This window comes from Robertkochia sediminum, from assembly GCF_016786255.1.
Classification (GTDB): domain Bacteria; phylum Bacteroidota; class Bacteroidia; order Flavobacteriales; family Flavobacteriaceae; genus Robertkochia; species Robertkochia sediminum.
On sequence record NZ_JADMKT010000080.1, the window covers coordinates 159,357 to 171,992 of the forward strand.

9 protein-coding genes are annotated in these 12,636 nt (G+C 46.1%); 8 read left to right on the forward strand and 1 reads right to left on the reverse strand.

Annotated features, from left to right (window positions below; translation table 11 throughout):
- Positions 1 to 114: 114 nt before the first annotated feature.
- From IS446_RS13990 to IS446_RS14020, 7 genes are read left to right on the forward strand one after another with little or no spacing between them, the layout of a single operon-like run.
- The gene (locus tag IS446_RS13990; RefSeq protein ID WP_203061378.1) at positions 115 to 3,207 is read left to right on the forward strand and encodes a TAT-variant-translocated molybdopterin oxidoreductase; all 3,093 of its coding nucleotides are present in this window, start codon (positions 115 to 117) and stop codon (positions 3,205 to 3,207) included.
- A 36-nt stretch (positions 3,208 to 3,243) separates the two neighbouring features.
- Positions 3,244 to 4,725, forward strand: coding sequence for an NrfD/PsrC family molybdoenzyme membrane anchor subunit (nrfD, locus tag IS446_RS13995; RefSeq protein ID WP_203061379.1), 1,482 nt, complete (start codon positions 3,244 to 3,246; stop codon positions 4,723 to 4,725).
- 18 nt (positions 4,726 to 4,743) lie between these two features.
- On the forward strand, positions 4,744 to 5,268 hold the full coding sequence (locus IS446_RS14000) for a DUF3341 domain-containing protein (protein ID WP_203061380.1): 525 nt from the start codon (positions 4,744 to 4,746) through the stop codon (positions 5,266 to 5,268).
- 6 nt (positions 5,269 to 5,274) lie between these two features.
- Positions 5,275 to 5,835 carry a c-type cytochrome gene (locus IS446_RS14005; RefSeq protein WP_203061381.1) on the forward strand — a complete coding sequence of 187 codons (561 nt, stop codon included), beginning with the start codon at positions 5,275 to 5,277 and terminating at the stop codon, positions 5,833 to 5,835.
- Between the two features lie 29 nt (positions 5,836 to 5,864).
- A complete protein-coding gene (locus tag IS446_RS14010) occupies positions 5,865 to 7,244 on the forward strand; it encodes a quinol:cytochrome C oxidoreductase (protein ID WP_203061382.1) in 1,380 nt (459 codons plus the stop codon).
- A 33-nt stretch (positions 7,245 to 7,277) separates the two neighbouring features.
- Positions 7,278 to 8,339 carry a cytochrome c oxidase subunit II gene (locus tag IS446_RS14015; protein ID WP_203061383.1) on the forward strand — a complete coding sequence of 354 codons (1,062 nt, stop codon included), beginning with the start codon at positions 7,278 to 7,280 and terminating at the stop codon, positions 8,337 to 8,339.
- A 39-nt stretch (positions 8,340 to 8,378) separates the two neighbouring features.
- Positions 8,379 to 10,202, forward strand: a complete 1,824-nt coding sequence (locus IS446_RS14020) for a cytochrome c oxidase subunit I (protein WP_203061384.1) — start codon at positions 8,379 to 8,381, stop codon at positions 10,200 to 10,202.
- A gap of 367 nt (positions 10,203 to 10,569) precedes the next feature.
- Here the strand turns inward: IS446_RS14020 and ahcY are convergent, their stop codons facing one another.
- Entirely contained in the window at positions 10,570 to 11,886 is a 1,317-nt protein-coding gene (gene ahcY / locus IS446_RS14025; protein WP_203061385.1) for an adenosylhomocysteinase, read from the reverse strand.
- A 109-nt stretch (positions 11,887 to 11,995) separates the two neighbouring features.
- Here ahcY and IS446_RS14030 point away from each other — a divergent pair, with 109 nt between their 5' ends.
- Positions 11,996 to 12,625, forward strand: coding sequence for a 4'-phosphopantetheinyl transferase family protein (locus IS446_RS14030; protein WP_203061386.1), 630 nt, complete (start codon positions 11,996 to 11,998; stop codon positions 12,623 to 12,625).
- The last annotated feature ends 11 nt before the right edge of the window (positions 12,626 to 12,636 follow it).

Genomic DNA, 12,636 nt, shown 5'->3' on the forward strand with positions numbered 1-12,636 from the left:
TAACGCCTGCTACCGGTTTTCCGGTTGCAGGTTTTTCTATGGGTCTTTAAGGCCGTTTTAATTAAGAAATTTTTCAGGCCCGTTTAGGGTTGTTTAAATCAGTAATATAATAACATGGCATCAAACAAAAAATACTGGAAAAGTGTTGAAGAGCTCAATCCTGACAGCTCTGTTGTGGAAACGCTTAAACAGAATGAGTTTGTTGAAGAGATCCCGGTAGATGAGTTTTTAGGGGATAAGGAGTCTTTGGCTGCTTCTTCTACAACGAGAAGGGATTTTCTGAAGTACGTAGGTTTCAGTACAGCTGCAGCTTCGCTTGCGGCCTGTGAAGGACCGGTGAAGAAGTCTATTCCTTATGTTGTTCAACCTGAGGAGATCGTTCCTGGTGTGGCGAATTATTATGCAACGCATATCGCCGATGGTTACGATTTTGCTTCTGTGCTTATTAAGACCCGTGAAGGGCGTCCGATCAAAGTTGAGAACAATGGTGAGGCTAAGGCTGGTTTCGGAGCAAATGCAAGAGTGCATGCTTCAGTACTGGGTCTTTATGATAATTTACGTGTTCAAGGGCCTAAGGCCAATGGGGCGTACGTTGATTGGAGTGAGGTTGATGCCAAGACCGTAGCAGCTGTTAAGGCGGCTCAGGCTGCAGGGAAAGATGTTGTTTTCCTTACGCAGACTTTTGCGAGTCCTTCAACCGCTAAATTGGTTGCTGAGTTCAAGGGTATGTATCCAAATACCCGTCACGTAGTTTACGATGCAGTTTCTGAAGCTGCTGCTCTTGACGCCTATAAGGCGAAATACGGCGTTCGTGCCATGGCCGATTACGATCTGGCTAAGGCGGGAGTTATCGTTTCGTTCGGAGCAGATATTCTTGGAGACTGGCAAGGTGGCGGTTACGATAGTGATTACGCTAAGGGGCGTGTTCCGCATGAAGGTAAGATGTCCAGACACGTACAGTTCGAGTCTAACATGACCTTGAGTGGTTCGAATGCCGATAAGCGTGTTCCTGTAACTCCTGCTCAGCTTAAGGTGGCTATGGCCAAGTTCTACGGATACCTTATGGGTGCTCCGGTTGCCGGTGAGCTTCCTGAGGCCGTAGATGCAGCGGTTAAGAATGCTGCTGCTCAGGTTAAGGATGCCGGAAGTAAGGCGGTAGTTGTTACGGGTATTAATGATATTAATGCGCAGGCGCTGGCTTTAGAGATCAATGAAAAGATCTCAAGTGCTGCCTTTAGTACACAGTCGCCTAAGCTTACACGTCAGGGTGATCCTAAGCAGGTGATGCAGCTAGTTGCTGATATGGCTGCCGGTAAGGTTGGAGTTTTGATTACGGTTGGAGTGAATCCTGCCTACACCCTTCCAAATGCCGCTGCCTTTGCTGAAGCTATGAAGAATGTAGAGCACAGTGTTGTGTTCTCTCAAAAAGAAGATGAAACAGCCGTTCTGGCTAACTATATCGCTGCCGCACCACACTACCTCGAATCATGGGGAGATGTGGAGTTGAAAAAAGGTCACTATGGCCTGATGCAGCCAACGATTCGTCCGCTGTTTAACACCCGTCAGTTCCAGGATTCCCTGTTGGCGTGGATGGGAAGCGATGTGTCGTATTACAACTACCTGAAAGCGAACTGGGATACGAATATCCTCGGTGGTGCTTCATGGCAACAAGCCCTTCACGACGGAGTGTTCGAAGGAGTTGCTGCTGAAGAGGCTGTTGCCGAAGGTGAGGCGCAGGAGGAAGAAGCTACTGTTGCTGCCGGAGCTGCTGCTGCCAGAGCATTGGCGGGTGCTTCTCAGGAAGGAATGGCCCTGGTGCTTTATTCTAAGACTGGAATGGGTGACGGGCAACAAGCTAACAACCCATGGCTTCAGGAGTTCCCTGATCCGATCACCAGAGTTTCGTGGGATAACTACCTTACGGTTTCTGCTCACGATGCGAAGGCATTAGGATTAGAGAACTATAACGTAGCCAACGGTGCTCTTAACGGAAGTTATGCTAAGGTGGTTGTGAACGGAGTGAGCCTGAACAGGGTTCCTGTTATCATTCAGCCTGGTCAGGCACGTGGTACTGCAGGACTTTCCTTTGGTTACGGACGTACGGCCGGAATGAAGAATGAAATGAAGACCGGGGTGAATGCATTTGCCCTTTACAATAACTTCGACAGTGTACAGTCGGTGACCATTGAGAAGGTATCCGGTGAGCATGAGTTTGCTTGTGTTCAGTTGCACAACACCCTTATGGGTAGAGGTGATATCGTGAAGGAGACCACGTTGGAGATCTTTAATACTAAGGATAGCAGAGAGTGGAATCACGTTCCTCAGGTGTCGCTTAACCACGAAGAGGTTGATGCAGTTTCTGTAGATCTTTGGGATGAGTTTGACAGCTCTATCGGACACCATTTTAACCTGTCTATCGATCTGAATGCATGTACCGGTTGTGGTGCTTGTGTGATCGCTTGTCACGCAGAGAACAACGTTCCTGTAGTAGGTAAGGCAGAGGTGCGTAAGTCAAGAGATATGCACTGGTTGCGTATTGACCGTTACTACTCTTCTGAAGATACCTTCCAGGGGGATAATGAGACTAAGGATAATATGGATGGTCTTGGAGACTCTCTAAGTACCTTCGGTGAGATGGAGGTAGCTTCTGAGAATCCTCAGGTAGCCTTCCAGCCGGTAATGTGTCAGCACTGTAACCACGCTCCATGTGAGACGGTTTGTCCGGTTGCTGCAACTTCACACGGACGCCAGGGTCAGAACCAAATGGCTTACAACCGTTGTGTGGGTACCCGTTACTGCGCAAACAACTGTCCTTACAAAGTACGTCGCTTTAACTGGTTCTTGTACAGCGATAACGACGAGTTCGATTTCCATATGAACGATAACCTCGGTAAGATGGTGCTTAACCCTGATGTAACCGTAAGGTCAAGAGGGGTTATGGAGAAATGTTCTATGTGTATCCAGAAAACTCAGAAAACCATCCTTGATGCGAAGCGCGAAGGTCGTGAGATCAAAGATGGAGAGTTCCAGACCGCTTGTTCGGCAGCTTGTTCTTCAGGAGCTATGGTCTTCGGAGATGTTAACGACAAGGAGAGTAAAGTTGCTAAACTGAAAGAGAGTGATCGCATGTATCACCTGTTAGAGCACGTAGGGACTAAGCCTAACGTATTCTATCATGTGAAAGTAAGGAATACTCAGGAAGCTTAATTAAATAAATAACACTAGAAACAATTATATAAGGATATGGCGTCGCATTACGAAGCACCTATACGTAAACCCCTTGTAGTCGGGGAGAAGTCTTACCACGATGTGTCGGTAGATGTTGCTGCTCCGGTAGAAGGAAGAGCTAATAAGCAATGGTGGATTGTGTTTTCGATCTCCCTTGTTGCCTTTCTTTGGGGGTTAGGTTGTATAATCTATACCGTAGCTACCGGTATCGGGACCTGGGGTCTTAACAAGACCGTTGGATGGGCCTGGGATATTACCAACTTCGTTTGGTGGGTAGGTATTGGTCACGCAGGGACACTGATCTCGGCAGTACTTTTGTTATTCCGCCAAAAATGGAGAATGGCAATTAACCGATCTGCAGAAGCAATGACCATCTTCTCGGTGGTACAGGCAGGTCTTTTCCCGATCATTCACATGGGTCGTCCATGGTTAGGGTATTGGGTACTTCCAATTCCGAACCAATTCGGTTCACTTTGGGTGAACTTTAACTCACCGCTTTTATGGGACGTATTTGCGATCTCGACCTATCTTTCGGTATCACTGGTCTTCTGGTGGACAGGATTGCTTCCTGACTTCGCTATGATCCGTGACCGTGCAGTGAAGCCTTTCCAGAAGAAGATCTACAGCCTTGTAAGTTTTGGATGGAGCGGACGAGCAAAAGACTGGCAGCGTTTCGAAGAGGTATCTCTGGTACTTGCCGGTTTGGCAACGCCTCTGGTACTTTCGGTACACACCATCGTATCGTTTGACTTTGCTACCTCGGTTATTCCTGGATGGCACACCACCATCTTCCCTCCTTACTTCGTTGCTGGAGCGATCTTCTCAGGATTTGCCATGGTAAACACCCTGCTTATCATCATGCGTAAGGTGGTTAGTCTTGAAGATTATATTACAGTTCAGCATATCGAATTGATGAATATCGTGATCATGATCACCGGATCTATCGTGGGTTGTGCCTACATAACCGAGCTGTTCATTGCATGGTATTCAGGAGTGGAGTACGAGCAGTACGCCTTCCTTAACAGAGCAACAGGACCTTACTGGTGGGCTTACTGGAGTATGATGACCTGTAACGTATTCTCTCCACAGTTCATGTGGTTCAAGAAACTGCGTACCAGCATCATGTTCTCTTTCTTTATCTCTATTGTGGTAAACATCGGGATGTGGTTCGAGCGTTTCGTGATCATTGTGACCTCGCTTCACAGAGATTACCTGCCATCATCATGGACCATGTTCTCTCCGACCTTTGTCGATATAGGGATCTTTGTTGGAACCATCGGATTCTTCTTCGTGCTCTTCCTCCTTTATGCAAGAACCTTCCCTGTAATTGCACAGGCCGAAGTTAAGACCATTCTGAAGTCTTCAGGTGAACGCTATAAGAACCTTAGAGACTCCGGAAAAAGCCTTGTAGGTACCGGAGCAGATAAAAGAACGTCTGTATACGCTACTCAGGCTGCAGACGATACCGATAATGATGATGTAGCCGACAAGGCTTAAACTTAAAAAAGAAAACCAATGGCTTCTAAAGTTATTCAAGCACTGTACAACGACGACGACGTATTAATGTCTGCCGTGAAACGCGTTAAGGCTGAACGTCATCACATCGAAGAAATATATACTCCTTTTCCTGTTCACGGACTGGATAAGGTTATGGGGCTGGCTCCAACACGTATCGCCATCACTTCTTTCATCTACGGGTGTATTGGTCTTACGGTAGCGATCACCATGATGAACTTCATTATGATCCAGGACTGGCCACAGAACATCGGAGGAAAACCTAGTTTCAGTTACCTGGAGAATATGCCGGCTTTTGTTCCGGTAATGTTTGAGCTAACTGTATTCTTTGCTGCCCACCTTATGGTTATCACTTTTTACCTGAGAAGTAAATTGTGGCCCTTCAAGGAGGCTGAGAATCCTGATGTAAGAACTACGGATGATCACTTCCTTATGGAGGTAGCTCTTTCCGGGAACGAAGATGAATTAAAGGCACTCTTGGTGGAAACCGGGGCTGTAGAACTAAAAATTACTGAAAAGCATTAAGTCGTAATGAGAATTATTAGCAAAATAGCCATTGTTTTAAGCGTAGTTGTTCTCGCTTCGTGTAATAGCAACACAGCACCGAACTACCAGTTCATGCCTAATATGTATGAATCTGTACCTTACGATACCTACCAGGAGTCGGGTGCTTTTAGAAACGGTAAAGAAGGGCAGTTGCCTGTTGAAGGTACCGTTCCAAGAGGATTCGAGATCTATGAGTATGCAAATACCCTGGAAGATTATAACCTGGCCAAGGCCAATCTTATGAGTCCGCTGGATTCACTCAATATGGAGGCCGACCTGAAAACAGGAAAAGAACTTTACAATATTTACTGTGCGATCTGCCACGGGACTAAAGGTAATGGTAAAGGGAAACTTGTAGACAGAGAGAAGATCCTTGGGGTGCCTAGCTATGACGACGCAGGTAGAGCGATCACAGAAGGTAGTGTTTACCACGTGATCCACTACGGACTCAACTCTATGGGGTCGTATGCTAATCAGCTCAACCAAACCGAGCGTTGGCAGGTTGCTGCTTATGTTATGCAGCTTAAAAAGGACTTAGAAAAATAATAGCAACTATCAATAAGAAGATTCAGGATATGTATACGTTTTCAAACAGATTAAGAACCGCGGCTTTCGTTTTAATGATAGTTGGTGCTCTTGGATTGGCGTACGGATTTTTTGCCGCGCCATCTACTGAGGCCGAAGCGCTTGCAATGGTAGCCGATGCGCATCATGGAGACGATCACGGAGATGCTCACGAAGCCGGTGCGGCTATGGAGCACGGTGATGCTCATGCCGAAGAAGCTCACGCTGAAGCGGCTCATGGTGAACAAGCACACGGAGAAGAAGCACACGCCGAAGATCATGGTAGCAGCCATGGAGAGCACGTGTTGCACCAATTGCAGAACAAGCCTTGGGCTGCACTTTATGTAAGTGCTTTCTTTTTCATGATGATCTCTCTTGGAGTACTCGCATTCTATGCGATCCAGAGAGCTTCACAAGCCGGATGGTCTCCGGTACTCTTCAGAGTAATGGAAGGGATCACCGCTTACCTGGTTCCTGGTGCCCTCATCCTTTTTGTGATCCTCGCACTTTCAGGCCTTCACATGAACCACCTTTTTGTATGGATGGATCCAGAAGTAGTAGCTCATGATGAGCTGATCCAGGGGAAAGCAGGTTACCTCAATGTACCTTTCTTCCTGATCAGAGCGCTGATCTATATCGGAGGTTGGGGTGCTTATAAGTACTTCTCTACAAAATTCTCAAGAGCTCAGGATACGGCTTCAGACGATAGTAACTTCATTAAGAACTTCCGTATCTCTGCTGCATTCCTCGTGTTCTTCCTGGTATCAGAATCAATGATGTCATGGGACTGGATCATGAGTTTTGATCCGCACTGGTTCTCTACCCTCTTTGGATGGTATGTATTTGCCAGTATGTTCGTATCGGGTATTACCGTGATCGCCCTGATCACCATCTACCTGAAGTCAAAAGGATATTTAGACTTTGTGAACGATAGTCACCTTCATGACCTTGCTAAGTTCATGTTCGGGGTGAGTATCTTCTGGACCTACCTTTGGTTCTCTCAGTTCATGCTGATCTGGTATTCGAACATTCCGGAAGAGGTTACGTATTTCGTTACAAGGATCGAAGATTATAAGCTGCCATTCTTCGGAATGCTTGCGATGAACTTCATCTTCCCTCTGCTGGTATTAATGAATAGCGATTACAAACGCCTCAACTGGTTCGTAGTAATGGCAGGTATCGTGATCCTCTTCGGTCACTATATCGATATTTTCAACATGGTGATGCCGGCTACCGTTGGTGACCAGTGGTTTATCGGTATCCCTGAGATCAGCGGGATCCTGTTCTTTGCCGGGTTGTTTATCTTTGTGGTATTCAACGCGTTGACCAAGGCTCCTCTTTTAGCAAAAAGGAATCCATTTATAGAAGAAAGTAAACACTTTCACTATTAATAATTAATTAAAAAGTAAAACGGCAATTATAAAATGACGGCTTTATTAACGATAATAGTACTTGTACTTGTAGCCATTGCGATCTGGCAAATGACAAAGATCTTCGAATTGTCTCAAGTGAAAACTGAGCAAACCGAAGTAGCCAATGATAAGGATAACAGATTGAATGGGTACCTGATGTTCGGATTCCTGGTATTTATCTACCTGCTTACCATCTTCTCTTTCTGGAAATGGGGTAGTGTGGTTCTGGGTAAACCTGCCTCTGAGCACGGTGGTCAATACGACAACCTGATGTTCATCTCTATGGCACTTATTTTCTTTGTGCAGATCGTAACTCAGGCCCTGCTTCACTACTTTGCATTCAAATACCATGGGAAAAAAGGTAAAAAAGCCTTATTTTATGCAGATAACGATAAACTGGAAGCGATCTGGACCATTATTCCGGTGATCACCCTGGCGGGACTTATCCTGTACGGACTGTTTACCTGGACCACGCTTATGGATATCGACGAGGAAGAAGGTGATCCTATCATCATCGAGCTTTATGCACAGCAGTTTAACTGGAAGGCGCGTTACGCCGGTGCAGATAATGTGCTTGGAGATGCGAACGTAAGATTGATCGAGATCGATAAGAACAATGTGATCGGTATCGACGAGAGTGACCCTTACGGACAGGATGATGTAGTTTCTCAAAGTGAACTTCACCTTCCTGTAGGAAGAAAAGTGATCTTTAAGATGCGTTCTCAGGACGTATTACACTCGGCTTATATGCCTCACTTCCGCGCACAGATGAACTGTGTTCCCGGAATGATCACCCAATTCTCTTTTACCCCTACCGTGACCACCGCAGAGATGCGTGCAGACAGTGACATGCAGGCAAAAGTTCAGCATATTAATGAGCTGAGAGCTGAGGGGAGAGCTAAAGGTCTTGATACAGAAACATGGGAATTTGATTACGTGCTGCTTTGTAACAAGATCTGTGGAACTTCTCACTACAACATGCAAATGAAGATCGTAGTTGAAGAAGAAGAAGAGTTCAATAAATGGATGGAGGCGCAGCAAACCTTTGGTGAGCAAATGGCTTCAGCGCAGTAATTAGCTATTAAAGAAAAAATTAAACCGATTTAAGAGATTATGTCAGCAACAGCAGTAAACGCACACGCAGAAGATCACGCACACGATCACGGGCATCATCATAAAGAGACCTTCATGACGAAGTACATCTTTAGCCAGGATCACAAGATGATCTCTAAACAATACCTGATCACCGGATTGATCATGGGGGCTATAGGTATTGCTATGTCTTTACTTTTCAGAATGCAATTGGCCTGGCCGGGAGAGTCGTTCAAGGTTTTTGAACTGCTTCTTGGTGATTGGGCTCCTGATGGGGTGATGGACCCTAATATCTACCTTGCATTGGTTACCATTCACGGTACCATCATGGTATTCTTTGTACTTACCGCCGGACTTAGTGGTACGTTCAGTAACCTGCTTATTCCATTGCAGATCGGTGCAAGGGATATGGCGTCAGGATTCCTGAACATGGTATCGTACTGGTTGTTCTTCCTTTCAAGTGTGATCATGGTGATCTCACTTTTCCTGGAAGCCGGACCTGCAGCTGCAGGATGGACCATCTATCCGCCGCTTAGTGCCTTGCCACAGGCGCAGCCGGGATCCGGAATGGGAATGACCCTTTGGTTGGTATCTATGGCCATCTTTATCGCTTCATCATTACTTGGATCACTTAACTATATCGTGACCGTTCTTAACCTCAGAACAAAAGGAATGAGCATGACTCGTTTGCCACTTACCATCTGGGCGTTCTTTGTAACGGCTATCATTGGTGTGGTTTCTTTCCCCGTTCTTTTATCTGCAGCATTGCTGTTGATCATGGACCGTAGTTTTGGAACGTCGTTCTTCCTTTCAGATATCTTTATCCAGGGAGAAGTACTGCACTACCAGGGAGGTTCTCCCGTACTTTTCGAGCACCTGTTCTGGTTCCTTGGTCACCCGGAGGTATATATCGTACTGCTTCCTGCATTAGGTATTACTTCGGAAGTGATCGCTACCAACGCCCGTAAGCCGATCTTCGGTTACCGTGCCATGGTGGCTTCGATCCTTGCCATTGCTTTCCTTTCTACGATCGTATGGGGTCACCACATGTTCGTATCGGGGATGAATCCTTTCCTCGGATCGGTATTTACCTTTACAACCCTGCTTATCGCGATTCCTTCTGCGGTAAAAGCATTTAACTATATCACCACCCTTTGGAAGGGTAACCTGCAGATGAACCCTGCAATGCTATTCTCTATTGGACTGGTATCTACATTTATTACCGGTGGTCTTACAGGGATCATCCTTGGAGACAGTGCCCTTGATATTAACGTACACGATACGTACTTCGTAGTGGCTCACTTCCACCTGGTAATGGGTATCTCTGCACTTTACGGACTCTTTGCCGGCGTTTACCACTGGTTCCCTAAGATGTTCGGTAAAATGATGAACAAGAACCTGGGTTATGCCCACTTCTGGATCACCGCAGTGTGTGCCTACGGAGTATTCTTCCCAATGCACTTTGTTGGTATGGCGGGAGTACCGAGAAGATATTACACCAATACCTTCTTCCCGATGTTCGATGACCTTACCGATGTTCAGGTGGTAATGACCGTATTCGCGATCATCGCCGGATTCGCACAGCTGTTGTTCGTATTCAACTTCGTAAGAAGTATCTTCTACGGACCAAAAGCGCCACAGAACCCATGGAGCTCTACAACACTCGAGTGGACCACTCCTGTAGAGCACATCCACGGAAACTGGCCTGGTGAGATCCCACACGTACACCGTTGGGCTTACGACTACTCTAAGACCCGTGAGGACGGTGAGTATGTGATCCCGGGACAGGATTTCGTGCCACAGACGGTTCCGCTTCAGGAAAACGAAGAAGAGCTGAATCACTAGAATTAGCTTGACAGATATAAAAAAGGCCGCTCGTTAGAGCGGCCTTTTTTATTGTTGCCTATTTTCTCTTGACAGTTATGCAGTTATGCAGTGAGACGGTGTCGCGGTGACGCAGTTAAATGTAATCTTGTGCGAAAAATGAAATTGCTTTGGATCTTGCCTTATGGAGATTTTAAATTTGCTTCACGCTTCACGCTTCACGCTTTGATCTTTATTCTTTGTTCTTTCCTCTTTGTTCTTTACTCTAAAATCTATTTTAAAGCCATTTCAGGCTATTTCAATAGATTCAGCTATACTTTGTCAGTATCCATAAAAAAAGCCTGCAGATCGTTCTGCAGGCTTTTTAAATATGATGTAATCGATGCGATTAGTAGCGGTAGTATTCCGGTTTGAACGGTCCGGCTACTTCAACGCCAATATAAGCTGCCTGATCTTCTCTGAGTTCGGTAAGCTCTACTCCGATCTTAGCAAGGTGGAGCTTGGCAACCTTCTCATCGAGGTGCTTAGGTAGCATATAAACTTCGTTCTTGTACTTGTCTGAATGTTTCCACAGCTCGATCTGTGCAAGGGTCTGGTTGGTGAAGGAGTTGCTCATCACGAAACTAGGGTGACCTGTAGCACATCCGAGGTTCACCAGTCTCCCTTCAGCAAGAAGAATGATGTCGTTTCCGTTGATGTTGTATTTGTCTACCTGTGGCTTGATGTTGATGTGGGTAGAACCGTAGTTCGCCTTCAACCATGCTACATCGATCTCATTGTCGAAGTGACCGATATTACACACAATGGTCTTATCTTTCATAGCTTCGAAATGCTCTCCGCGCACGATGTCCTTGTTTCCGGTGGTCGTGATCACGATATCTGCATTTCCAACAACGGTCTCCAGACGCTTCACTTCGAATCCGTCCATAGCAGCCTGAAGGGCACAGATCGGGTCGATCTCTGTAACAGTAACAATAGCTCCTGCTCCTCGGAAAGAAGCAGCAGTACCTTTACCAACATCACCATATCCGCAAACCACTACTCTTTTTCCGGCAAGCATCACATCGGTAGCTCTTCTGATAGCGTCTACAGCACTTTCGCGACATCCGTATTTGTTGTCGAACTTCGACTTGGTCACAGAGTCGTTCACGTTGATCGCTGGCATAGGAAGCGTTCCGTTCTTCATGCGCTCGTAAAGACGGTGAACTCCTGTGGTAGTTTCTTCAGAGAGTCCTTTAACTCCCGCTGCGAGTTCCGGATATTGATCGAGAACCATATTGGTAAGATCACCTCCGTCGTCAAGGATCATATTAAGTGGCTTTCGCTCTTCTCCAAAGAACAGGGTTTGCTCGATGCACCAATCAAATTCTTCTTCATTCATCCCTTTCCAGGCGTATACAGGGATTCCGGCAGCGGCAATAGCTGCAGCAGCGTGATCCTGAGTCGAGAAGATATTACATGAACTCCAGGTAACTTCAGCACCAAGAGCGACAAGGGTTTCGATAAGAACAGCCGTTTGAATGGTCATGTGCAGACATCCGGCGATCCTTGCACCCTTAAGGGGTTGCTCGTCTTTGTATTCTTCTCTCAGTGACATTAGCCCGGGCATTTCTGCTTCGGCAAGTTCAATTTCCTTTCGGCCATATTCGGCTAGACTGATGTCTTTTACCTTGTAAGGCACGTAGGGAATAGTTTTGGTACTCATATTACTTTGTTATTTTTACGTTCTGTTAAAGGGTGTTAGGGCGGAAACGACCTTGTATTTCCCTTGGAAATTTTTCGCGGACAAAGGTACGGAATAACTTTAAAAATTAATGCCTCTTTATAAAACTATAACAGTTAGCGATACGACTAAAGTGTTGATTTGGAAGATAGAAGAGTCTGTCGCTGAGTTATCGCGCGATATCACCCTGACCCCGAATTGCGAACAACGTCTCTCTGATATGAGTTCTGAGCTCCATCAACGAGGATTCCTCAGCGTACGACAGCTGCTGAAGGTCGCAGGATATACCCCGGCAGAACTTTATTATAACTGCGATGGCAGGCCACATCTTACCGATGGCAAGGAGATCTCCATTACCCACTCGTTCATATTTTCGGGTATCATCATCAGCGATCGTCCGGTGGGGATCGACATCGAAAAACAACGGGAGAAGATCGGGCGTATTGCCAATAAGTTCGTGGACTACGAATACAGTTTTCTCGATAATTCTCACATGCGGGAGCTTACCGTGGTATGGTGTATAAAGGAGAGCCTGTATAAGTTGTTTGCCACCCGCGGACTCAGTTTTAAACAGCATACCCAGGTGATCCCGTTCCATATGGACGACGCCGTGGCTAAAGCCTGGATAAAATACCGGTCTGATGTTCGAAAGTATCATTTAGACTTTTTAGAATTCGAAGGATTTACCGCAGCTTGGGCCACCGAACACCCAACCACTTAAATATAAAATGA